The sequence below is a fragment of the Nonomuraea sp. IBHARD001 genome (genome assembly GCF_056106265.1).
Genome location: NZ_JBWBBW010000002.1, coordinates 1,745,624 through 1,769,315, shown reverse-complemented (window position 1 = coordinate 1,769,315; position 23,692 = coordinate 1,745,624). Strand labels below are relative to the sequence as shown.

At 69.3% G+C, this 23,692-nt stretch carries 19 protein-coding genes and 1 pseudogene; 8 read left to right on the top strand and 12 right to left on the bottom strand.

Annotated features, from left to right (window positions below):
* Window positions 1–27 precede the first annotated feature (27 nt).
* The 3 genes from ACTWNK_RS10300 (at window position 28) to ACTWNK_RS10290 (ending at window position 2,590) form a co-directional block, all read left to right on the top strand.
* Window positions 28–1,314 (top strand): nicotinate phosphoribosyltransferase, encoded by a 1,287-nt coding sequence (locus ACTWNK_RS10300; RefSeq protein WP_474310877.1) that lies wholly within the window; start codon window positions 28–30, stop codon window positions 1,312–1,314.
* A 15-nt stretch (window positions 1,315–1,329) separates the two neighbouring features.
* Complete coding sequence (locus ACTWNK_RS10295) at window positions 1,330–1,905, top strand: isochorismatase family protein (RefSeq protein WP_474303657.1); 576 nt, start codon at window positions 1,330–1,332, stop codon at window positions 1,903–1,905.
* 136 nt (window positions 1,906–2,041) lie between these two features.
* Window positions 2,042–2,590, top strand: coding sequence for a hypothetical protein (locus ACTWNK_RS10290; RefSeq protein ID WP_474303656.1), 549 nt, complete (start codon window positions 2,042–2,044; stop codon window positions 2,588–2,590).
* Window positions 2,591–2,667: 77 nt separating this feature from the next.
* Here the strand turns inward: ACTWNK_RS10290 and ACTWNK_RS10285 are convergent, their stop codons facing one another.
* From ACTWNK_RS10285 to ACTWNK_RS10260, 6 genes are all read right to left on the bottom strand, one after another.
* On the bottom strand, window positions 2,668–4,419 hold the full coding sequence (locus ACTWNK_RS10285) for a DEAD/DEAH box helicase (protein ID WP_474303655.1): 1,752 nt from the start codon (window positions 4,417–4,419) through the stop codon (window positions 2,668–2,670).
* A 168-nt stretch (window positions 4,420–4,587) separates the two neighbouring features.
* Window positions 4,588–5,241 (bottom strand): hypothetical protein, encoded by a 654-nt coding sequence (locus tag ACTWNK_RS10280; protein WP_474303654.1) that lies wholly within the window; start codon window positions 5,239–5,241, stop codon window positions 4,588–4,590.
* Window positions 5,242–5,326: 85 nt separating this feature from the next.
* Entirely contained in the window at window positions 5,327–6,715 is a 1,389-nt protein-coding gene (locus tag ACTWNK_RS10275; protein ID WP_474303653.1) for an MFS transporter, read from the bottom strand.
* Window positions 6,716–6,756: 41 nt separating this feature from the next.
* Window positions 6,757–7,653 (bottom strand): zinc metalloprotease, encoded by an 897-nt coding sequence (locus ACTWNK_RS10270; RefSeq protein ID WP_474303652.1) that lies wholly within the window; start codon window positions 7,651–7,653, stop codon window positions 6,757–6,759.
* A gap of 91 nt (window positions 7,654–7,744) precedes the next feature.
* A complete protein-coding gene (locus tag ACTWNK_RS10265) occupies window positions 7,745–8,008 on the bottom strand; it encodes a DUF3039 domain-containing protein (protein ID WP_474303651.1) in 264 nt (87 codons plus the stop codon).
* A gap of 9 nt (window positions 8,009–8,017) precedes the next feature.
* Window positions 8,018–8,506 carry a hypothetical protein gene (locus ACTWNK_RS10260; protein ID WP_474303650.1) on the bottom strand — a complete coding sequence of 163 codons (489 nt, stop codon included), beginning with the start codon at window positions 8,504–8,506 and terminating at the stop codon, window positions 8,018–8,020.
* An 88-nt stretch (window positions 8,507–8,594) separates the two neighbouring features.
* Here ACTWNK_RS10260 and ACTWNK_RS10255 point away from each other — a divergent pair, with 88 nt between their 5' ends.
* Window positions 8,595–10,001: a cellulase family glycosylhydrolase gene (locus tag ACTWNK_RS10255; RefSeq protein WP_474303649.1), complete on the top strand. Its 1,407-nt coding sequence runs from the start codon at window positions 8,595–8,597 to the stop codon at window positions 9,999–10,001.
* Window positions 10,002–10,114: 113 nt separating this feature from the next.
* Here the strand turns inward: ACTWNK_RS10255 and ACTWNK_RS10250 are convergent, their stop codons facing one another.
* Entirely contained in the window at window positions 10,115–11,674 is a 1,560-nt protein-coding gene (locus tag ACTWNK_RS10250) for a DHA2 family efflux MFS transporter permease subunit (protein WP_474303648.1), read from the bottom strand.
* 158 nt (window positions 11,675–11,832) lie between these two features.
* Between ACTWNK_RS10250 and ACTWNK_RS10245 the strand changes: the two genes are divergently transcribed.
* Window positions 11,833–12,450, top strand: a complete 618-nt coding sequence (locus ACTWNK_RS10245; protein WP_474303647.1) for a TetR family transcriptional regulator — start codon at window positions 11,833–11,835, stop codon at window positions 12,448–12,450.
* A 187-nt stretch (window positions 12,451–12,637) separates the two neighbouring features.
* Here the strand turns inward: ACTWNK_RS10245 and ACTWNK_RS10240 are convergent, their stop codons facing one another.
* Complete coding sequence (locus ACTWNK_RS10240) at window positions 12,638–13,216, bottom strand: YqgE/AlgH family protein (RefSeq protein WP_474303646.1); 579 nt, start codon at window positions 13,214–13,216, stop codon at window positions 12,638–12,640.
* A gap of 113 nt (window positions 13,217–13,329) precedes the next feature.
* Here ACTWNK_RS10240 and ACTWNK_RS10235 point away from each other — a divergent pair, with 113 nt between their 5' ends.
* Together ACTWNK_RS10235 and ACTWNK_RS10230 are read left to right on the top strand one after the other, a co-directional pair.
* The gene (locus tag ACTWNK_RS10235; RefSeq protein WP_474303645.1) at window positions 13,330–13,893 is read left to right on the top strand and encodes a hypothetical protein; all 564 of its coding nucleotides are present in this window, start codon (window positions 13,330–13,332) and stop codon (window positions 13,891–13,893) included.
* A gap of 369 nt (window positions 13,894–14,262) precedes the next feature.
* Entirely contained in the window at window positions 14,263–16,281 is a 2,019-nt protein-coding gene (locus ACTWNK_RS10230; protein WP_474303644.1) for a hypothetical protein, read from the top strand.
* Between the two features lie 1,814 nt (window positions 16,282–18,095).
* Here the strand turns inward: ACTWNK_RS10230 and ACTWNK_RS10225 are convergent.
* A complete protein-coding gene (locus ACTWNK_RS10225) occupies window positions 18,096–18,731 on the bottom strand; it encodes an LUD domain-containing protein (protein ID WP_474303643.1) in 636 nt (211 codons plus the stop codon).
* A 115-nt stretch (window positions 18,732–18,846) separates the two neighbouring features.
* On the opposite strand from ACTWNK_RS10225, the gene ACTWNK_RS10220 reads away from it, so the two are divergent.
* Window positions 18,847–19,257 (top strand): winged helix-turn-helix transcriptional regulator, encoded by a 411-nt coding sequence (locus ACTWNK_RS10220; protein ID WP_474303642.1) that lies wholly within the window; start codon window positions 18,847–18,849, stop codon window positions 19,255–19,257.
* Between the two features lie 755 nt (window positions 19,258–20,012).
* Here the strand turns inward: ACTWNK_RS10220 and ACTWNK_RS10215 are convergent.
* The 3 genes and pseudogenes from ACTWNK_RS10215 to ACTWNK_RS10205 all read right to left on the bottom strand — a co-directional run bounded on the left by ACTWNK_RS10215 (window position 20,013) and on the right by ACTWNK_RS10205 (window position 23,594).
* Window positions 20,013–21,310 (bottom strand): annotated as a pseudogene (locus ACTWNK_RS10215) (IS701 family transposase).
* 166 nt (window positions 21,311–21,476) lie between these two features.
* Complete coding sequence (locus ACTWNK_RS10210) at window positions 21,477–22,886, bottom strand: NAD-dependent malic enzyme (protein WP_474303641.1); 1,410 nt, start codon at window positions 22,884–22,886, stop codon at window positions 21,477–21,479.
* Between the two features lie 78 nt (window positions 22,887–22,964).
* Window positions 22,965–23,594 (bottom strand): cytidylate kinase-like family protein, encoded by a 630-nt coding sequence (locus ACTWNK_RS10205; protein WP_474303640.1) that lies wholly within the window; start codon window positions 23,592–23,594, stop codon window positions 22,965–22,967.
* Window positions 23,595–23,692: the final 98 nt, after the last annotated feature.

Below are 23,692 nucleotides of genomic sequence, written 5' to 3'. Positions count from 1 at the left end.
CTCGGTCGTAGTCTTCGAGTCGTGAAGATGGCCATGAGCAGTGCGTTGCTGACAGATCACTATGAGCTGACGATGGTGCAGGCCGCCCTGCGGAGCGGGGCCGCCCATCGCAAGGCGGTGTTCGAGGTGTTCGCACGGCATTTGCCCGGTGGACGGCGATATGGAGTGGTGGCCGGGGTCGGGCGTGTGCTGGAGGAACTGCGGCGATTCTCCTTCGACGAGGACGACATCGCCTACCTGCGCGAGCACGGCGTCGTGGACGAGGAAACTCTGGCGTTTCTCGCCGATTACCGATTTTCCGGGAACGTGTACGGCTACCGCGAGGGCGACCTGTACTTCCCCGCCTCGCCGATCCTCGTCGTCGAGGGCACGTTCGCCGAGGCCGTGCTGCTCGAAACGGTGATCCTCTCGATACTCAACCACGACTGCGCCATCGCATCGGCCGCCTCGCGGATGACGAACGCGGCCGGCGATCGGCCGATCATCGAGATGGGCTCACGCCGTACCCACGAGCGTGCCGCCGTCGCCGCGGCGCGTGCCGCCTACATCGCGGGGTTCGGCTCGACCTCCAACCTCATGGCCGGACGCCTCTACGGCGTGCCGACGGCGGGCACGGCGGCCCATGCGTTCACCCTGCTGCACGACTCCGAGCGTGCCGCCTTCGAGGCGCAGGTCGAGGTGATGGGGCCGGGCACCACGCTCCTGGTCGACACCTACGACGTGGCCGAAGGCGTGCGCACGGCGGTCGAGGTGGCCGGGACGGGGCTCGGCGCGGTCCGGCTGGACTCGGGCGACCTGGCCGCGGCGGCCCGCGAGGTACGCGAGCAGCTCGACGCGCTCGGCGCCGTGAACACGCGCATCCTGGTCACCTCCGACCTCGACGAGTACGCCATCGCCGCACTAGCCGCCGCGCCCGTCGACGGCTACGGCGTGGGCACCTCGCTGGTCACCGGGTCCGGCGTGCCGACGGCCGCGCTGGTGTACAAGCTGGTGGCGCGCGAGACCTCGGTCGGCGGCATGCAGGCCGTCGCCAAGCGCTCGGTCGGCAAGCCGAGCAGGGGCGGCCGCAAGGAGGCCTTCCGCCTGCTGGACGACGACGGCCGATTCGAGACCGAGCTGATCGTCACGGGCGGCGCCGACCCCGCACAGGACGGGATCAGACTGCTGCACGAGCTGGTCAGGGCGGGCGAGCCGGTGGGCGAGGAGCCCCTCGACGCGGCCAGGGCCAGGCACGGGCAGGCCGTCGCCAGGCTGCCCAAGGACGCCCTGCATCTGGCCCGGGGATATGCCGCCATTCCAACGGAGTTCGCCTGACGTATCGTCATAAGGGTGAGCACCGCGCTGATCATCGTTGACGTGCAGAACGACTTCTGCGAGGGCGGCAGCCTGCCGGTCTCCGGCGGGACCGAGGTCGCCGCCGCGATCTCCAGGCATGTCGCCGCCCACGGCTACGACCACGTCGTGGCCACCCGCGACTACCACGTCGACCCCGGCGACCACTTCTCCGACTCCCCCGACTTCGTCCGCTCCTGGCCGCCGCACTGCGTGGTCGGCACCCCCGGCGCCGACTTCCATCCGGCCTTCGACCTCAGCGCCGTGCAGGAGGTCTTCAGCAAGGGCGCGCACGAGGCGGCCTACAGCGGCTTCGAAGGCGCCTCCGAGGCCGGGATCTCGCTGGCCGCCTGGCTCGGCGAGCGCGACGTGCACGCCGTCGACGTGGTCGGCATCGCCACCGACCACTGCGTCAAGGCCACCGCACTCGACGCCGTCAAGTACGGCTTCGCCACCCGCGTGCTGCTCGGCCTGACCGCCGCAGTCTCCCCGCAGACGACCGAGATCGCCCTCAGCGCACTCGCCGACGCGGGCGCGACCCTGCACGGCGCCCCGGCCGGCGGAGCCGCCTAGGCGCGGGACGGCTCCTCGGGAATGGAGCTCTTAGGGCAACGCTTGGGTCATACGACACCCAAGTGCGCCCAGAGCATGCGAGCCTAGAGTGACCACGGAGAGTCGTCATTCACTCACGCACTGGATGGGGTCTCGCATGCTCGCGATCCTTCTCGGCACGGCCTGGCTGCTGCTCGGCACCCTCGCCGTCCTGCTGCTCATCAAGGGGCCGACCGCCCTGCGGGTCACGGGCGCGGTCGTGCTCGTCGCCCTTGAGCTGGCCACGATCGGCTATTCCAACAGCTCGGCCCCCGAGCCGGACGTGCCCGCCTCCGCCCCCGTTCCCTCGACCCCGGCGCCCGCGCCGCCCGTCGCCGCAGCCGTCGCGCCCGTCTCGTGCCTGGCCCGCAACCCGGTGCCGGAGCTGGCCAGGCTGGACGAGGGACGGCTCACGCTCAGCTGGGCCGCGGTCGAGCGCGAGTGCGCGACCGCCCGCGTCGCCCTGCGCCACAAGGGCCGCAAGATGCGCATCTGGGTGCACGAGGGCCCGCTGCACGGCGTGCATCCCGGTCTTCGCACCCTGCCCGTGCACGTCAGCGAGGGGCGCGCCGCCGTCGAGCTCACCCTGAAGCCGGCGGTCGCCAAGCCCGCCAGGCTGCTGGCCATCGACGGCCGCAGCGGGGAGCGCATCCCGCAGACCCCGTGAGACACGACAGACGCCGAAAAGCCGGCTCCGGAGCTTCCCGGGGCCGGCTTCGGCGTAGGCCTGTCAGGCTCGTGCGGTCAGCGGGAGCGCTGGGTGGCCCACTGGCGGATCTTGTCGATGCGCTCCTGGACCTGCTCGGCGCTCGCCTGGGCGATCGGCGGGCCGCCGCAGGCCCGGCGCAGCTCGGAGTGGATCACGCCGTGCGGCTGGCCCGTGCGATGGTTCCACGCGCCGACCAGGCCGTTGAGCTCCTTGCGCAGCTCGGCCATCTGCTCGTGCGGTGCGAGCGGGGCGGGCTCGGCCTTGGGCGTCTTGCGCCTGGCCGCCTGCTGGTCGGCCTGACGCTTGCGCAGCAGTGAGGCCACCTGGTCGGGCTCCAGCAGGCCGGGCAGGCCGAGGAAGTCCTCCTCCTCGGCCGAGCCGACCTCGGCGCCGGTGCCGAACTCGCCGCCGTCGAACAGCACCCGGTCGAAGGTGGCGGTCGCCTCCATCGTCTCGAACGGCAGCTCGTCGCCGAGAACGTCGGGGTTGTCCTTCTTGCGATTGGCATTCTCCAGCAGGCTGTCGTCGAGCCCGTCCTCGGGTGGCCTGCGGTTGAGCACGTGGTCGCGCTCAAGCTCCATCTCGTTGGCCAGCCCCATGAGGGTCGGCACCGAAGGCAGGAAGACCGACGCCATCTCACCGCGCTTGCGCGCCCGCACGAAACGCCCCACGGCCTGGGCGAAGAACAGCGGCGTCGAGGTCGAGGTGGCATAGACCCCGACACACAGGCGCGGGATGTCGACGCCTTCGGACACCATGCGGACCGCGATCAGCCAGCGGTCCTCGGAGGCGGCGAAGTCCTTGATCTTCTTGGACGCCCCCGGATCGTCCGACAGCACGACGGTCGCGCCCTCGCCGCTGATGGCACGCAGATGCCTGGCATAGGCCCTGGCCGCCTCGTGGTCGGTGGCGATCACCAGGCCGCCCGCGTCGGGCACTCCCCTGCGTACCTCGGTCAGGCGGCGGTCGGCCGCCTGCATGACCTGGCGGATCCAGTCGCCCTTCGGGTCGAGTGCGGCGCGCCAGGCCTGCGAGAGCTGGTCCTTGGTCAGCGGCGTGCCCAGGGTGGCGGCGATCTCGTCGCCCGCCCTGGTGCGCCAGCGCATCTCGCCGGAGTAGGCCAGGAAGATGACCGGCCTGACGACCCCGTCGGCCAGCGCCGGGCCGTAACCGTAGGAGTAGTCGGAGACGCTGCGCTTGAGCCCTTCGCCGTCCTCGGCGTACTCGACGAAGGGGATGGGGCTGTCGTCGGAGCGGAACGGCGTGCCGGTCAGCTGCAGCCGCCTGGTGGCGGGCTCGAACGCCTCGCGGATGCCGTCGCCCCACGACTTTGCGTCGCCCGCGTGGTGCACCTCGTCGAAGACGACCAGCGTCTTGCGCGCCTCGGTGCGGGCCCGGTGCAGGGCCGGGTGCATGGCGACCTGGGCGTAGGTCACGGCGACGCCGATGTAGTCGCGCGAGGTCGTGCCCTGGCTGTTCTTGAACTCGGGGTCGATGCCGATGCCGACCTTTGCGGCGGCGTCGGCCCACTGGCGCTTGAGGTGCTCGGTCGGCGTCACGATGGTGATCGCCTTGATCACGCCGGTGGCCAGCAGCTCACTGGCGATGCGCAGCGCGTAGGTGGTCTTGCCCGCGCCGGGCGTCGCGACGGTGAGGAAGTCGCGCGGCTCGCGCCGGGTGTAGAGATCGAACGCCTCCTGCTGCCAGGCGCGCAGCTTGGGCGCGGTGCCCCAGGCGGCGCGGTCCGGGTAGGAGGGCGACAGGTGGGACGCGGCAAAGGTGCTCACAGCACCTCCTCGATTCGCTCGTCGGACTGTGAGCACATGCTGGGTTCGCCGGGTCGTTCGCTTCGCTCTCTCACGCGTCCCCAGGTTAGTCGGCCCCACCGACAAGACGTGCCGTGCTCGCGGGAAGCTGGCCAAGGTGGCCTCTGCGTGCTAATGAGTGCTTCGCGGTCATCCGGCGCTGGCCATGACGGCCTCCAAGGCCCTCCTTGCTGCGGGTTCGTCCGGTTGCAGAACGCCGACGAGTACGGCGTCCGTGACGAGCATCACTTTCAGGAACGCCGGTCGATTGACGACGTCCTTGTACTCGGCCAGCACCGCGCCCGGCCCCACGGCCGTCACCTTGTCGCCGTGCAGGATCAGATCGGTGTACAGCTCGGTCAGCGTGTCGAGGTCGGCGCCCTCCGGCGCCTGCCGCATCAGCACGGTGGCGCCCCTGCCGTCGCGCGCCACGGAGGTGAACCCGGTGACGGGCGGCACCTCGCCCTCGCTCCAGCCGGGCGGCAGCGTCAGGCTGATCCGCGCGAGCGGGTCGTCGAGCCTGGTCGGCACCGGCTCGGGAGAGGTCAGACGCAGCAGCAGACCGCCGAGCCCCACGACCAGCCCGACGGCCGCGAGCAGTCCGCCGACGACGATCCCGAACCTCTTCCAGCGCCGCATCCGGTTCCTGGCCCTGGTGGACACGCCGGGGGCGTTCGGCTCGCCGTAGAAGCGCGCGGACGGCGGCAGCGCCTCCCACGGCAGCGGCTCGTCGTTCTCCCACGGCGCGGGCTCGTCCAGGGCCCGCCTGGGCGCGGGATCAGGACCTGAGACGTGTGCGTCCATCACACCTCCTCGTCGTTGTCCTATCACCTCACAGAACGCCGATCAGAAAAAATGTGATCACAGAGTCGGACGGTACGAAAGAGTCTCAGCCCTTGATTCGTACGGCCAGCACAGTGGCGGAGAGCGCGACCAGCGCCATCAGCCCGCAGATCACCGCGAAGCCGGTCGCGATCTGCGCGGAGCTGTGCCCGATCACATTGACCAGAGCACCGCCGATGCCGATCGCCAGCGCCGAGCCGAGCATGTCGGTGACCGAGAGCGCCGCGGAGTTGGCCCCCTGCTCGTTCTCGGGCGACTGCTTGAGCGCGGTCACACTCACCGTCGTGATGCCGATGCCCATCCCGAACCCGGCCACGATCCACGCGGGCACCGCGATCCACCCGGAGATCCACGGCACCACCGACAACACGGTCAGCGCCACCCCGGTGAACACGGCGAACGCCCCGAGCCTGATCCGCCGGTACGGCTCGGCCTTGCGCCTGCTCTGCAGGTAGGAGCCGGTCGACCAGCCGAGCGCGCCCGTGGTGAGCGCGATGCCCGCCGCGGTCGGGCCGAAGCCCTTGACCTGCTGCAGGGCCAGCGGGATGAAGGCGTTCACCCCGAAGAACGAGGCGGACAGCAGGCCACGCATCATGATCGTGGTGGGCAGTCCCCTACCGAACCTGAGCGCCCCGCGCGGCAGCAGCCTGGGCAGCCCGAACGCCAGCAGGACCAGCCCGCCCGCCGTGGCGAGCGCTCCGGCCAGCAGCGTCAGGTGCAGCGTGTCCACACCGTAGAGCAGCACGCCCGCGCCCGCGGCCGTCGCGGTGGCGGCGACCGTCATGGCGACCGGGCGCGAGCGCGGTCCCGTCGACGGCGTGCCGACCAGCCCGGCGCTCTGCCTGAGTGCGGGCAGCAGCATGACCAGGGCGGGCACGACGAGCGGCACGATGCCGTAGAAGACCCAGCGCCAGCCGACGCTGTCGGCGACCGCTCCGGCCACGGCCGGGCCGACCATCGCGGGCACCACCCACGCGGCCGAGAGCCCGGCGAAGACCTTGGGCCTGGCGTCGGGCGGGTACACCTTGGCGATCATCACGTAGATGGCGACGATCGCGGCTCCGGCGCCGAGCCCCTGGATGGCCCGCGACAGGATGAACAGCTCCTTGGTGCCGGAGGCGCCCGCCAGCGCCATGCCGACGACGAACAGCACCACGCCCACGAGGAAGGGCACGGTGTGCCCCCGCCTGTCCGACCACAGTCCGGCGACGACATTGGCGAACAGGCTGGCGATGAGGAAGGCGGAGAAGCTGATCCCGTAGAGGTTCAGCGCGTCGAGCTCGTGCGAGACGACCGGCATCACGACGCCGACGGACATGCCCTCGAAGGCGATCAGGGTGACGACGAGCAGGATGCCGATCGTCGCGGCTCGGTACTCGGGGCCGAAGATCCGGGGCGGGGAGTATGGAGTGTCAATCGTCTTCGGTGCTGTCACCGATCCATACTAATTGTCGGCTTCACCTGCCTACAGGCGGACTACCTCTTGGGACTCCCGGCCCGGTACACCGCCCACATCTCGTGCATCCTGCGGGCCTGGCCCTCGGTGAACTCCGACATGCACCGGTCGTGCGCGTAGTCCATGAAGTTGTGGATCGGGTCGTCGCCCGGCGCCGGGCAGGAGTCCTTGCTCTTCGGGCAGCCCTCGGTCGGCTGGTCCTCGGCCGGGGTGTCGGCCACGCCGTCCCCGGGCGAGGCGCAGCCGTTCTCGAAGGTGTGGAAGAGGCCCAGCCAGTGGCCGATCTCGTGCACGCCGGTGTACCCGCGGTCGAAGTTGCGCAACGCGCCTCCCGGCAGGCTGCGCCAGTCGATGACCACGCCGTCGAGCACGGGGCTGTCCTCGTACCAGTAGGGGTAGGTGGAGTAGCCGAGCACCAGTTCGCTGAGCTGGGCGATGTAGAGGTTGAGCGTCTCGGGGCCGCCCTTGCGCAGCCTGGTCTTCATCGTGCGCTCGTGGGCCAGCGGGTCGGTGAACCAGGCGGCGTTGTTCTTGACCGTGATCCCGGCCAGTTCGAAACGCACCCCGGTGGCGGCGCCGCCGTAGGAGCCGCCGTACGCCTTGTCGAGGGTGTCGAGCTGTGCGGTGATCGCCTGGTCCGGCGGGCGGCGGCGGCCGTCGGTGATGACGTGCACCCAGACGGGCACGGTGATCGGCGCGCCGAGGTCGAGCCTGGCCGCGGGCAGCCGCCCGCGCAGGTCGTCGAGCATGGCCGCGACCTGTCCCGGGCCCGGCGTGCGGCCCGCCTCGTGGCGCACGGCGCTCCGTGCCGCCTCGGCGGGCGCGCAGGCGGCCTCAGGGCGTTCGACGTCGGCACGGACGGCTCCAGGAGCCGCCAGCAGGCACACCAGAACAACGGCGGTCGCACGCCGGGCCATGCAGTCCCCCGTTGGACGAGCTAGTCGGTATCCCGACCGTAACTCCAGCGGAGGCGATCACCCGTGATCAACACTCTCGGCGTTTCGCCGATCACTGCTTGTCGCCGCCGCCTTCGCCGTCGCCACCCTTGGGCAGACCTTCGTAGATCTCCTTGCAGTCAGGGCAGACCGGGTACTTCTTCGGGTCTCGGCTCGGCACCCACACCTTGCCGCACAGGGCGCGGATGGGCGTGCCCGTGACCATGCTCTCGGTGATCTTGTTGCGGTCGGCGTAGTGCGAGAACCGCTCGTGGTCGCCGTCGCCGTGCGACAGGTTCGGCGTGACTTCCTGCTCTGGAAGGATCTTCGTACTCACGTGACGAGTCTATGCCCGTACGGCCGCGCCCTCCTCTGCGGCGGGCACGACCGGCCTCCGGCGCCCGGCCAGGGCGCCGAGCGCGGGCAGCCAGCCAAGTGCGAGCCCCCACAGCAACGCGGCGACGAGCCCGCCCACCACCTGTCCCGCATACGCGCCGAGCCCCGCATTCGCCATCTGCACCAGCGCGACCGACCTGATCACATTGGCCGCCAGCAGCCCGAGCACGAACGCCCCCCACGTGCCGAGGAAGCGCCCGCCGCTCCTGGCCACCGCCACCACCAGCACCAGCGCCGCCAGCGCCTCGACGAACGTCACCAGCCACCCGCTCTCCCCCACCGGCACCGGCCGCAACCCCGGCAGCCCGTACGGCACGCCGATCGCGGAAGGCACGGTCAGGTAGCCGACATGTGTCGCGAGCGTCCCGCCGTACAGGCCGAAGGCGACCACGAGGACGAGGGTCACGATCGCGGGCAGGCTATTGCGAACAAAGCTCATGTTCGGCAGGCTAACGGGCGAAGGCCGTCCGCGAAAGCCCCGCACCACAGGCGATTCGCGACCCCCCAGCCGCCTGAAGGAGATCCACGTGAAGCGCACCCGACTGGTCGCAGGGGCCCTGCTGCTCGCGGTCGTCGCCACGGGCGGGGTCGCCTCCGCCACCAGGACCGCGCCCGAACGGGTCACCAGGTACGTCACCGACGACAGCGGCCGTGCGCTGATCCTGCACGGCTTCAACACCCAGAGCAGCGCCAAGAGCACGCCGGACGCCCTGCCCAAGTGGACCGAGGCCGACGTCGAACGCGAGTACGCCGCCATGGGCACCAACTTCGTGCGCTTCCTCATCCAGTGGCGTGCCGTCGAGCCGAGCCCCGGTGTGCACGACCGGGCCTACCTCGACCAGGTGGCCGAGCGCGTCTCCTGGTACGCCGAGCGCGGCTACCACGTGCTGCTCGACATGCACCAGGACCTGTGGGGCAACCAGATCACACCCGGCGGCGAGCACGGCAACGGGGCGCCCGGCTGGGCCACCCACCTCGACGGCCTGCCCGTGCGCTCACCGCAGCCCACGTGGGAGATGTACTACATGGAGCCCGGCGTCCTGCGGGCCTTCGACCACTTCTGGAACACCACGGGCGAGCACCCGGACCTCATGGACCACTACGCCGGAGCCTGGCGCGCGGTCGCCGAACGCTTCAAGGACGAGCCCGCCGTCATCGGCTACGACCTGATGAACGAGCCCTGGGGCGGCACCGTACAGGCCGCGGCCTTCGAGAGGGGCCCGCTGGCCGAGCTGTACCGCAGGTCGATCGCCCGGATCAGGGAGGTGGACCAGGACAACTGGATCTTCGTCGAGCCGCAGGCCGTCGGGGTGAACTGGGGACTGCCGAGCGCACTGCCCGCCTTCGACGACCCGCGCGAGGGCGAGGCGCGCATCGGCCTGGCGCCGCACGTCTATCCGCTGCCGCTCGACCTCGGCATGGACTACACCGGCGACTCCCGCACCTGGACCGACCGCACCCTCACCTGGTGGCGCGACAACATGCTGCGTACGGCCGAGCGGCTCGACGCACCCGTCGTGCTCGGCGAGTTCGGCCTGGACATGACCAGGCCGGGCGCCGCCGACCTGGTCGAGCGCGTGCTCGACCTGACCGACGAGAGCGGCATGGGCAGGGCGTACTGGTCGAGCGACCCCGGCCCCTGGGGTCCCTACGACGACAAGGGCAAGGCCGGTCCGCTGGTGGCCGTCTACGACCGGGCCTATCCGAGGGCGATCGGCGGGACGCCCGAGACGATCAAGGTCGAACCCGGCCGGGTCACGGTCGTCTTCGAGGCCAACGGCTCGGGGCCGACCGAGATCTACCTGCCCGCCTCGGCCTTCCCGCAGGGCGGGCGCGTCACCGGCGGCACCGGGACCTGGGACGCCGCCCGCCGCGTCCTGACCGTCGCCACCGCCGCGTCCGGGCGCGTCACCCTGACCGTGACACCGGCCTGAACACGACGACAGGGCCGCCGTCCCGATGCGGACGGCGGCCCTGGTGTCTGTTGTGCCGGGCTCAGCCGGCTGTCTGTCTTGCCGGGCTCAGCCGACTGTCTGCTTTGCCGGGCTCAGCCGACGTGGACCGGGGCGCCCTCGGTCTTGCGGCCCGCCTTGACGAACAGCGCGATGATCGCGGCGAACACCGCGACGCCGGTGCTGATCGTGAAGGCCAGGTGCAGGCCGTCCATGAAGGAGGAGTGCACGGCGCTCACGATGAAGTCGCTCGCCCCGGGAGGCGCGGTGCCGATCGCGGCCAGCGCCTCGAGACCCGCCATCTGGTCCGGCGGGATCTGGGCGGCGGCCGGGCCGAGGTAGCCGGGCAGCACGTCCTTGATCTCGGCGGCCACGATGGCGCCCAGGATCGCGGTGCCGAGCGCGCCGCCGACCTGCATGGCCGACTGCTGCACGCCACCTGCGACACCGCTGAGCTCGATCGGCGCGTTGCCGACGATGATCTCGGTCGCGCCGACGAACACCGGCGAGAGGCCGAAGGCCAGCAGGACGAACGGCACGGCCGTGTCGAAGAAGGTGGCCTCGACGCCGAGCCTCGACATCAGGAACATCGCGACGGCGGTGATCACCATGCCGCCCGCGATCGTGATCCTCGGGCCGAGCTTGCCGATCAGCACACCGGCCAGCGGCGAGGCGACGATCATGCCCGCGCTCATCGGCAGCATCCGCAGACCCGCGTCCAGCGGGCTCAGTCCGTGCACGCCCTGGAAGAAGAAGGTCAGGAAGAACATCGCGCCGAACATCGAGAACGCGACCAGCATCATCAGCACCGTGCCGATGGAGACCGAGGCGTTCTTGAACAGCGCCAGCGGCACCAGCGGCTGACTGGCCTTGGACTGCCAGAAGATGAACAGTCCGGTCAGCACGGCGAACGCGGCCAGGAAGCCCAGCGTCTTGGGGTCGCCCCAGCCCCACTCGGGCGCCTTGATGATCGACCAGACCAGCGAGAACATCGCGCCCGACAGCAGCGCGACACCGGGCCAGTCGATGCGCGAGAGCAGTTCGGCCTTGCTCTCCTTGATGATCCACAAACCGACGCCGAGTGCGACGATGCCCACGGGCACGTTGATGAAGAAGACCGACTGCCAGCTGACGTTCTCCACCAGCAGGCCGCCGATGATCGGACCGGCCGCGCTGGACAGGCCGATGATGCCGCCCCAGGCGCCCATGGCCATGTTCAGCCTGTCGCCGGGGAAGGCGTTGCGCAGCAGGGCGAGCGCGGCGGGCTGCAGCAGCGCGCCGAACAGGCCCTGGGCCACGCGCAGGCCGATCAGCATGCCGATGGAGCCGCTGAAGCCGATCGCCAGCGAGGTCAGGGTGAACCCGGCCACGCCGATGAGGAAGATACGCTTGTGCCCGAAGAGGTCACCGAGCTTGCCCGCCGTGATGAGGAACACCGCGAGGGCGAGCAGGTAGCCGCTGGTCACCCACTGCAGGTCGGCCAGCGACGCTCCCAGATCCTTCGCGATCACGGGGCTGGCGATGCCCACCACCGTGCCGTCGAGCATCACCATGATGACGCCCAGCGAGACGGCCAGCAGCGTCAGCCACGGATGGCTGCCACTCGCCTGCGGTCCCGAGGGCGGTGGTGGCGCCACCGTCTTCGCTTGAGCCATTGGGAGTCCCCCTCATTCACCTGCAGCCCAAACCGGGCCATCTCACCTCTAAGCCTCAGGTAACTTATGTCAGAGACTGACAGATGACAAATCCTTTTATTGGGCAGAGGATGACTTCTGACAGACGATGACATCAGGGTTGCGAGGGAGTTACACGCATGGGTCTACGCGAACGCAAGAAGGAGAAGACCCGGCTGGCGCTCGTCGACGCCGCCCTCGACCTGTTTCTCGAACAGGGGTACGAAGCTACCACCATCGACCAGATCGCCGACGCGGTGGAGGTCTCCTCCAGGACGTTCTTCCGCTACTTCGCCAGCAAGGAGGGCCTGGCGCTGTTCTTCCACGAGGAGAACGAGCAGGAGATCCTGGCCAGACTGCGCGAGAGCCCCGAAGGCGAGCCGCCCTTCACCTCGCTCTGTCAGGCGATGCGCGGCATGCTGCGTGCGATCTCCGCGGCCACACCCGAGGAGACCCAGCGCTTCCTCAAGCTCCAGCGGGTGATCGAGACCACCCCGACCCTGATGGGCCGCTCCTTCGCCCGGCACACCGAGAGCGAGAAGCGCCTGGCCGCCGAGGTCGCCAGACGCCAGGGCTGCGACCCGCAGACCACCCAGCTGCCCCACCTGGTCGTCGCCTACGCCTCCGCGGCGGTACGGGTCGGCTTCGAGTGCATGCTGCAGGAGGGCGTCGACATACCCGCCCTGTTCAGCCGCGTCGAGGAGGCCCTCGACCTCGCCGAACGCTCCATGCGACCAGGGTGGGACCTGGCCTGCTGAGGCACGGCCCGGGCTGCTGCGGCCTGGGCCGCCAAGGCTCGGACCAGGCTGCCGAGGCGGGGGCCGGGGATTCCCGGACCAGAGGCTCACAGACCAGAGGCTCACGGACCCGGGCACCGCGGGGCGGCAGACCTGGGATGCACGGCCCTGGGATTCACGGCCCTGGGCTGCTGACGTGGGCGGGCGTTCAGTTCATAGAGGGGTCTTCCGGATAGGTGGCCACGAAGGCCAGCTCGCCCTGCTGGCGGCGTAACACCCTGCGCCACAACTCCTCGGCGTCCGGGTGGAAGGTGTCACCCGGCTCCGAGTCCACGACATACCAGGCGCCTTCGGCGATCTCGCTCTCCAGCTGCCCCGTCGTCCATCCCGCATAACCGGCGAAGATCCGCATCTGCGCGATCTCGTCCTGCAGGATCTCGGGGGGCGCGTCCAGGTCCACGGTGCCCAGGCGCGACACCGCCGGTGTGCCCGCGTGCAGCCGCCGCCACCCGAGCGGCTCGCCGCCACTCGGCACGGCCGCCAGCGCCAGCGCACTGTCGGTCTGCACAGGACCCCCCTGGAACAGCACCGGAGGACCGGTCACCAAAGCATCCCAGACCGGCAGCACCTGCGTCACCGCGATGTCGCTCGGCCGGTTGAGCACCACGCCGAGCGTGCCGCCGTCCTGGTCGTGCTCGAGGATCAACACGACGCTACGCCGGAAGTTGGGGTCGTCGAGCAGTGGCGTCGCCACCAGCAACCCGCCGACGTAGATCGCTTCCGCCATGCATCCATCATGACTCATGTGGCGTCCCTCGCCGCAGCCACGTTCCAGATGTTACTTTCCGCAGTCAAATGGGCACGGTAAGTATCAAAGATCGCTTTTCCGGGAGGAGTCCCATGTCATTCGCTGCCCGCCTCACGCTGGCCGCCCTACCGTTGAGCGCAACGCTCCTCCTCCCAGCAGCAGCATTCGCCGAGCCCGACTACAGCGACTCGTTCACGATGTCCGTGGGCAAGGCCAACTGCAAGACCAACATGGTCCCCGTCACGCTGCAGAGCGTCAGCGACTACGCCTCCGGCTTCAGCCTGGAGGAGGACGGCCAGCTGGTCGAACGCGGCACGGTGAAGGCGCGCAAGAACGTCACCGTCTACGTCCCCGTCACCAGGGGCCGCTCGGCCGACCTCGACGTCTACTACGTCAACAACAAGAACGACGACAAGCTCGTCGACTCCCAGCGCGTCTACAACGGCTGCCCCAAGAAGTCACACAACGGCGACCTCCCCTACACCGGCCCGCCGAACGACCTCATGGCCAAACTCGCCACCGCCGGAGGCCTGATGCTGACCGGCGGCATCGTCTGGTGGTACGGCTCCCTCTGGCCACGCCAAACCCCCAACGCCCCCTTCACCTTCACCCGCGCCCCCGAGGGCAAACGCCGCTACCCAGACCTCGACCTGTAACGAACGGCATCGCGGAGGCGCCTTCCACATGGGGGGCGCTTTCCGCGTGGGCGCTCGTGATCTTTCCGCGTGGGCGCTCGTAATGTGGAGGTGTCCGGCAGTACGTCCTCCGCACCACGCTCCCTCCGGGTCAGCGACGTCGACATCGACAGCGCACGTGCGCCTGGTGCCGTGCCGTGCCGTTGCGGGGAGGGTAAGCCCCATCCCAGGAGGCAACGCAGATGCGCCTGGTGCCGTGCATCACCCCCACCCGCACAGCCCCCGGAAACCCCGCCACCAACGCCCGCCGCCCCGCCCCACCCCGCGTTGTCCCTTGATACGACGGGGGCCCATGACACAGAGTGACGGTGGCCGATACCGTGCGCCCTCATGCACACCTTCCGTGCCGCCCTGCCTCGCGCGGGCCGGCGACGCCGCCTGCTGAGGACGGTCGTCGTGGCCGCGCTCATCGGCCTGTCGGCGACGCTCGGCTTCACACCCGCGTCGGCCGGCACTCCCGAGCCGCCCTTCGCCGCCGTGCAGTACGGCTCGAACGGCTGCATCGAGGTCGGCGTCAGGCCCGGCCAGCCCAAGCCGCTCTTCGTGCCCTCCGGCTACGACGTCATGAACGGCTACCCGGACTTCGGCTACGACAGCAGCGGCTACACGCCGACCACGGGGACCAACTCCTGCCGCTACGTCTTCCGCGACAAGGACCCACGCCAGGACCCCAGCAGTGTGATCATCTCATCGGCGTACTGCGTGCAGTGGGCGGCGGGCCAGACGTCAGGCACCGGGTACGGCCCCGAGCCCGACGGCGGCACCGTGCGCAACGCCGGATACGTCAGACGCGTACTCCAGGACTACTGGCCCGCCACGAACCTGCCCGCCGTACCGTCGACGAATCCCACGGTGATCAACCGTCAGCGCTCGGGAACGGTGGCCATGGCGGTCCACTACTTCACCGACGGCGTGGTGCTCCCGCCCGACTACCAGGACGCGGCGCTCTACGAGGTCGTACGGAAGATGGTGACCGATGTGCTCGCGGCCGGGCCGGTCGCCGAGCCCGCCGATCCGGCGCCCGCGATCGAAGGGCCGAACGGCGGTGGCGCCGGGGACCTCGTCGGGCCCCACACCGTCGGCGCCAACGCCACGGGCGACCTCACCGTCACGGTGACGGGCGCATCGGCGTACACGGACGCTGCGGGCGCCCAGCCGTTCACCAGCGGGAGCACACTGGCGCCCGGCGCCCGGCTGTGGCTCAGGTCGGACAGCGCGGCGCAGGCCGTCATCGCGGCGGCCGGTCCCGTACAGTCCGGCATCGGCACGCTCATGGTCGGCGACCCCGCCGCGCGCGTGCAGTCGATGATGCTCGCCCAGCCGGTCGTACTGACCGGCAAGTCCGCCAAGAGCGTCGTCATCACCCCCCTGGACCCGCCGCGCGTCTCCAGCCGCGCGTCCGCCGCCGTACTCGAAACCGGTCAGAACGTCTCCGACCGCCTCTTCGTCGCCGGTCTCAAGGGGGACGCCACCCTGACCGCGACGCTGTACGGTCCCGTGCCGCCCGGCGGGACGGACGAGCGGTGCACGGAGATCGACTGGAGCCAGGTGGCGACGCTGCCGATACACCGCGTGTACGCGCCCGTCACGGTGACCGGCGACAGCACCGTCGACACCCCCGCCGAGGTACTCGACCGGCCAGGCTGCTACTCCTTCGGCGCCGTCCTCGCCCCCACGACCGGCGACGCGATCGCCTTCCTGCCCGGCGAGACGGCCGAGACCCTGCGCGTACTCCCCCGCCTGATCCCGCCTCCCCTGGAGGTCACCACCCAGGCGCTCCCCTCCACCATCACCCCCCGCCAGACCGTCACCGACGAGATCACCGTCACCGGCCTGCTCCCCGGCCGCACCCTGACCATCAAGGCCGCCCTGTACGGCCCCGTCCCGCCCGGCGACGACGGCCGCTGCGCCGCCGTGGACTGGGAGGCCCCCGATGTCCCCGTCATCACCGAGTTCGCCCCCGTCACGATCGACCACGACACCACGATCACCACACCACCCGTACGCCTCGGGCTACCCGGCTGCTACAGCTTCGACGCCGTCGTCACCCATTCACAGGCGACCGGCGGCCAGGAACCGGTCGGCCACGGCCTCGGCCTGTCCAAGGAGGTCGTTCTGGTGAAGGCTCCTCCCACTCCTTCCCCCTCTCCCTCGCCGTCCCGGGCCGCCGGGGCGGGGGCAGAGGGCGGGAAGGGGCCTGGGCCTCGGGCTTCCGGGATTTCCGGCGGGGCATTGCCGGTCACCGGGGGTGGGAGGTTCGCGTTGGTGGTGGCGGGGTCCGGGGTGGTGGCGTTGGTCAGCGGAGGGGTGCTGCTGGTCGTGGCTCGGAAGCGGATCCTGGCATTGTGACGGCTTTGGGGGGTGGGGCTGGGGTGGGTTCTGACTGTGGGGAGGTCGTCGTTGCTTGGCTTGAGGGGCTGGTGTGGGGGTGACGGGCTTGGCCTGGTCGGTGGGGTCCCTGTCCCTTGGTCTGGCCTGGTCTGGTCTGGTCTGGTCTGGTACGGCATGCGCCGGGGCCTGGAGGCTTGGTTTGGAGACCCGACGGCTTCCACACGTTGCTGGGCCGACGCGGGATGTGCTGAGCCCCCGGATGCTGGGCCTTGGAGAGCGGGACAGCTTTCACACGTCATTGGTCCGGTACGGCATGCGTCGAGGCTTCAGAGTGCTTGGCTCTAGAGGCCGAGACGGCGTCCACACGTCGCCAGCCTGATACGGCGTGCGCCGCCCCCTCCGGATGCTTGGCATCGAAGAGCAGGACGGTGGCCATACGTCGCAGGTCCGATGCGGGATGTGCCGAGGCCCCCGGTGGACGTGTCCGGGGGCCTCGGCAGGTTGGTTCGAGCGTGCGCGCTTGGCATCACTCCACCCGGATGAGGCTCCATCGGGGCGGGGTGGCCGTCGAGAGCACGTCCTCACATGAACACTGTCCACAACCGGGAAGCATGATCGTCTCCTCCTTGTCGGGGATAGCCATGTACCCGCATGCCGAACTTCCTACGCTGGCCGGGGTGCCAGACTTCCGGGCCTCGCTGGGGTTGCTTTGGGGTGGGGAGAGGCGTGGGGGGCGGTCGTGAGATGGGGGTGAAGGAGGGAGTCCTGCGCGGCTCGGTCTCCCCTTCTTCGCTTTCTCTTCATCTCTTTGACTTCTCCCTTGTTCTCTTCTCCCTTCGACCTCTCCCTTCAACCTCTCTCTTCGCTTCTTCTCTCTTCGGCTTTTCTCTTCGACCCGCTCGTCGGTCTCGCGCCCTGGCTTCCACCCCGCGTCTTCCACCCCGCGTTGCCGTCTCGCGCACCGCCTGGCCTGTACTGCCTAGCCCTATGTCTCGCGTCTCGCGCCGCGCCCGTTCGCCCACGCTTCACGTGCCGCGCGCGTTCCACCCACGTTTCATGTCTCGCGCCCGGCCTTTCTCGGCCTTGGCATCTCGCGCCCAGCCCTTCTCGGCCTTCGCGTCCCACGCCCAGCCCTTCGCTCGTTCGCATCTCGCGCCTGGTCTGTCGGGCCTTCGCGTTCGTGGCTGCCTTCGCTGTACGCGTCTATGTCTCGCGCCTGCACTCCACCCGTGTAGCCGTTGCGCTACCCAGTCCTGCGTCTCGCGTCTCCCGCCGTGCTCGTTCTGGCCACGTTTCGAGTCTTGCGCCGGGGCTTTCGTGTCGTTGCGAGTCGCATCTCGCGCCCGGCCTGTCGGCATTCACGTCTACGTCTCGCGCACTGCCCACCACTCACGTGATCGTCTCGCGCCGTGCTCGTTCCGGCCACGTTTCATGCCTTGCCACCGGCCCTTCATGCCTTTGCGTCTCGCGCATGGCCTGTCGGTGTTCACGTCTACGTCTCGCGCACTGCCCACCACTCGCTTAGCCGTCTCCCGCGCTGCCCAGCCTTGCGTCTTTCGTCTCGCGCCCTCCTCTCGCGTCTGCGGCTCGTTTTCCTGAGGTCGGCTTGTCCAGTTGCGCGTCTCGCGCTTCGCGGTTCGGTCGGGTCGGCTTGGTTCTTCCAGGTGGCGACTCGGGCGTTGCCGTCTCTGCCGCGCGCCTCCCTGCTGGGAATGAGTGGGCAGCCTCGCTTCTTGTACGATCCTTCGCCCTACCGCCAGGCCCTGAAGGTGAGGCCACGCCTGGGGGCGTTCTAAGGGCTTTGTGCATGACCTCTGGCTCCAGGGCGGCTGTTAGAAGCCGATCGCCTCGCGGGTCAGGATGACGGTGCCTCGGTCTGGGAGGGCTTCCTGTTCCAGGATGAGGATCTTGCCGATGAACGAGGTCTGGCCGTATGCGTCGTTCAGGCGGCGCCATTCCTTGGGCAGGCTGTGGGTACGAGCGCGGCGCAGGGCGGTCTCCAGGTCGGGGACGATCTTCTGGGCGCCGACCACCCAGATCGCCTGACGTGCTCCCGAGGCGTACGGAGCGAGTTGGCTGCCACTGGCCGAGACGGCGACCAGGTGGCCTTGCTCGGTGACGGCGTGAACGCTGCCGACGACGACATCGGGCGTGGCGCCGAGCCTGATCCTGGCGACGACGTCGTCGCCGAGGTCGCCCGCGTTACGCCGTACCGAGACGAAGCTCTCGCCCTCGTCGATGTCGGCCAGGATGCCGGACAGCCGGAGGGTCTCGCTCGACGCCGTGAAGACGTCCCCGTCGACGGGCAGCAGCGTGGCCACCAGCTCACGAGCCTGTTCGACGGTGTCGACCACGTGAACGGTGTAGTTGTTGGCCCGCAATGCCTTGGCCGTACGTTCGATCTGCTCCGCCTCGGCGGGTACGGCGTAGGAGTCGTCGAGCTCGGGTGCCTGAGCGGCGGTCGTCATGATATTTCCCAGTCCGTTCGATGGGTTTTTTCTAGTAACCGAGCTCATTCTGCGGAACCATGGAACGACCACGAAAGATCGCACTTTGTTCTGCCTCAGGCACCAGGAGGGAACCATGACGACGACACCCGTCGCCGAGCCGAACTGCGCGGTACGCAGCGTTCTCGACCGGGTAGGCGACAAATGGACCCTGCGTGTCGCCTACGAACTCGCCTCGGGCACCAAGCGTTTCACCGAACTCAAACGAGCCATCCCCGGCCTGAGCCACCGCATGCTGACCGCCACCCTCCGTACCCTCGAACGCGACGGCCTCCTGGTCAGAACGGTCTTCCCCGTGGTCCCCCCAAGGGTCGACTACGACCTGACCGACCTCGGCCACACCATGCTCGCCTCGGCCTGGCCGGTCATCACCTGGGCCCTGGACCACGAACAACGCATCGAACACCAACGCGCCTCCTACGACCACCGCCAACGCACACCCGAACCGGCAACGACCGTCCGAGGGGATGCCGGCGTGGAGCAGTAGGGAGTTCGCAGGCAGTACGGCAGGCACCAGCTTGAGCGACACGTCCGAGCAGATACCGCCGTGAGGTGGCTCCTCCTGTTGAGAGCGTGGAAAGTCGCTGAGACCACTCATTCTGTTGAAAGCACCGAGTGTCGCCAGAGTCTGGGCGGCGGCTTCTGCCGGGAGCCTTGAGCTGTTCCTATCGAAATGCGGCGCCGCTCCGCCATTCCGCTAGTCGGGACAGGCAGTCGAGAACGCAGTCGGACGGCGGCCGGGACCTCCGTCCGACCACAGGGGGACCACAGTCGGACCGCAAGCTGCACAGACTGCGCGAGACAGAGCACACAGCATGGCAAGCGCAGGGCACATGGTCAGGCGCAGGGCATCTGAGGGTAGCTCATTCCGTTAGGAGCTCTTGCTCCAAAGATGCGTGTCTCAACATGAGCAGCCGTGTCTCAACACAAGCAACTCAATAGCGCCTGCCACCAACCGCGCACCTCACAACGCCCCACAAGCCCGAGCAAGCCACCCCCACCCCACCCACCCCACCGCCAAACACAAGCACCCCCCACCCGGCACGTAGCCCCCCTCAGCCGAAGTCCCGCTAGCGTCGCGTGAGTGACGGGCCTGGCCACGTGCCGGACGGAGGCCCTGACAGATGCCTGCCGTAAAAGCCCCAAAAAAGACGCCTGCCCCACAAAAGGCACCTGTCGCACAAAACAAAAGGCACCTGCCACGCAAAGGGCAAATGCCCCCGCCTACTACCCCAGCCGCACTTATCGATCTTTGAGGTGTTGTCGCTGGTAGTGGCTTCGTCGGGAGCGGGCTTGATGGCGTCGTCGCCAGCGTGACCAGTGCAGGATGTGAGACCGGCTGATGGGCGGCCGGGTCAGCAGGCCGAAGAGGCGGCGGATCTCGTTCGCGGACATCTCGATGAGCTGGCCGGTGCCGGCCGGTGGGACGGGTGCGGCGCTGAGGACTGCACGAGTCACGGCCAGGAAGGCCAGGGCGAGCATGGCCAGAGTGATGTAGCGATACCAGGCGGTATAGAGCCGCACCTGGTACTGGTCGAAGGCGGCTTCGTTCTTGCCGGTCTGGAAGCATTCCTCGATCGTCCAGCGAGCGCCGGCCACCTCGACCAGGCGCTGTAGTGGCACCGGTCGCGGAGTGTGACACAGGTAGAAGGCAGGTCGCGGGGATTGCTGAGCGAGCGGCGGATGAGCAGGCGGCGCGCAGGGCTGTCAGTGGCGATCAGCGCCCAGTCGTAGCGCCGTTCGCCCTTGGCTCCAGGGCCGCAGGACAGGCGCTGCCATCCGCTCTTGGGCACCTTGACGGCCATGACGTCGGCGCGGACCTTGCCCACGCCGGTGGCGATCTGGTGGGCACGGGAGACCGCGAACACGTAGGAGATCTGCTGGTCTTCCAGGTAACGGCGCAGGGGTCCGTTGTCGCCGTATGCCTCATCGGCGGTCACCCAGCCGAACGGCACGCCGGCCGCGAGCGCCCGTCCGATCATGGCCTGCAGGAGTTGGGGTTTGGTGGCGAAGCCGACCTGCTCGGGGACATGAGCGCTCGCGCAGCGGTCCGGCCGGGCGATCCAGGAGTCTCTGGGCAAGTAGAGCTCACGATCCAGCACTGCCCGGCCACGGCTGGAGGCGTAGCCGAGGAACACGCCGATCTGGCAGTTGGTGACCTTGCCGAGGGTGCCGGTGTATTGCCGCTGCACCCCTGCCGAGCGGGTGCCTTGTTTGGCGAAGCCGGTGTCGTCGCCGACCAGCACCCCATCGGGCTCGCCCAGATACCGCATCAGGTAGGTGCGGATATCGTCGCGCACGCCATCGACGTCCCACTTGGCGGCGTTGAACAGCCGCTGCATGCCATCCGGGGTGGCCTCACCGGCGTACTCGGCCAGCGACCAGCCGTTCTTACGCTCCAGCCCGGACAGCAGCCCGCCGAGGCAAGCACGTGCACGCTGTCGAACTTCGGGACGTTTGAACCGGTCGGCTACCAGCGCGAAGGCGTCATCCAGACCCGCTTGCAGACCAGCGGCGCTGACATGTTCTACCCTGGCCAACGCGGCCACCGCATGATCTTCAGTTCCAACACACCTGAATGATCACAGCGGTGGTCGCTCGTCTTTCACCCGGCTACAAGCATGGACGAGCGTGCTCAAGCATGGACGAGCGCGCTACAGCACGACGCAGGCCGTTGCCGCCCAACTCTGAAGTGCGGCTGGAGTACTACGCCTCCGTGAACCCGCGCGCCCGGCCGCCCGCCGACTCCCGCACCGCGGCGGCGACCGCTGTTGCGACGTCTGGGTGGAACACGCTGGGGATGATGTAGTTGGGGCCGAGTTCCTCGGGTGTGACCACGGCGGCGAGGGCGTGGGCGGCGGCCAGGAGCATCTCCTGGGACACACCGGCCGCCTGGGCGTCGAGGAGGCCGCGGAAGACGCCGGGGAAGGCGAGGACGTTGTTGATCTGGTTCGGGTAGTCCGAACGACCGGTGGCGACGACGGCGGCGTGTTCGCGTGCGTCGTCGGGCGAGACCTCGGGCTCGGGGTTGGCCAGCGCGAAGACGACCGCGCCCTCGGCCATCGTGGCGATGTCGTCGCCGGTCAGGATGCCGGGCGCGGAGACGCCCACGAAGACGTCGGCGCCCTTGATCGCACCGCGCAGGTCGCCGGAGTAGCCCTCGGCGTTGGTGTGCTCGGCGATCCAGCGCAGCGACTCGTCCAGGTCGGTGCGGCCCAGGTGCACCGCGCCCAGGTAGTCGCACACCACCACGTTGCGCGCGCCTGCCGCCATGAGCAGGCGGAGTACGGCGGTGCCCGCGGCCCCGGCGCCCGCCATCGTGATGCGCACCTCGCCGATCGACTTGCCGACGACGCGCAGGGCGTTGGTGAGTGCGGCGAGTACGCAAATCGCGGTGCCGTGCTGGTCGTCGTGGAAGACCGGGATGTCCAGGAGTTCGCGCAGCCTGCGCTCGACCTCGAAGCAGCGAGGCGCCGAGATGTCCTCCAGGTTGATACCGCCGAAGCCGGGCGCGATGACCTGGACCGTGCGCACGATCTCGTCGACGTCCTGCGTGTCCAGGCAGATCGGCCAGGCGTCGATGCCGGCGAACCTCTTGAACAGCGCGGCCTTGCCCTCCATGACCGGCAGTGCCGCGGCGGGCCCGATGTTGCCCAGGCCGAGCACGGCCGAGCCGTCGGTGACGACCGCGACGCTGTTGCGCTTGATGGTCAGGCGGCGCACGTCCTCGGGATTGCGCGCGATGGCCATCGAGACCCTCGCCACGCCGGGCGTGTAGGCCATGGACAGCTCGTCGCGGTTGCGCAGCGGCACCTTCGACTTCATCTCGATCTTGCCGCCGAGGTGCATGAGGAACGTGCGGTCGGACACCTTGTGGATGACGACGTCGTCGATGCCCTCAAGCTGGTCGACGATCAGCTGGGCGTGGTCGGTGTCGCGCGCGGCGCAGGTGACGTCGATGCGGAGCTTCTCGTGCCCGGCGTTGGTGACGTCGAGGGCGGTGACCACTCCACCCGCCGACTCCACCGCGTGGGTGAGCTGGCTGACGGCCTTGCCGCCTGCGGGGACCTCGAGTCGCACGGTGATGGAGTACGACACACTCGGGACGGTGGCCACGTCAATCCGCTCCTTTGCGCCTGACCAAGAATGTCTCCATGGTGCCACCTTCCGGGAGTGAACGGCCCCACGAAAGGGTCACCCCAGCGCCTCCGCGGCCGTGACGATCAGTTCGACACATGTCGGCACCGGGATGCTGGTGCTGTCGATCACGAGCTGGTAGAGCTTCGGATCGGCGGGGTCGCAGCGGTAGAAATGGCGCACGTAGGCCATGCGGGCCCGGTCGTTGTCCTCGATCACGCGCCTGGCCTCGCGTTCGGACAGCTCGACCAGTGCGGCCGTCTGCAGCACGCGCCGCCGCACGGGCGCGTCGAGCCGCACGTGGAGGGCTCCCGGATGGTCGGCGAGCACGATCGCGCCCGCCCTGCCGAGGAAGACGCCGCCCTGACGCCCGGCGCCCTCTTTGATCATCCGTTCGGTCCGCTGGACGAACTCCTCGGGCGGGAGCGGCATCCCGCCGGGAAGGTACATGTCCACGCCGCCGAACGTCACCGTCGGCAGGCGCATCGCCCCCGACAGCAGCCTGCCCAGACCGTGCTCGGCCCGGTCGTCGTGCAGGAGCGCCTCCTCGAACGAGCAGCCGAGCTCCTCGGCCACGGCCGCGGGGATCGCCCTGTCGACGAACGGCACGCCCAACCGCTCGGCCACGGCCGGGCCGATGACGCTCCCGGCCGTGCCGTAGGTCGCCGAGATCGTGACCACACGCATATTCCCAGGTTAGGGCCGCCACCACGGGAATGACAGAGCCCAGAACCACATTCGGGTCCGCGAGGCCGCCCTGTTTCCAGAACGCGCCCGCCCCGCTT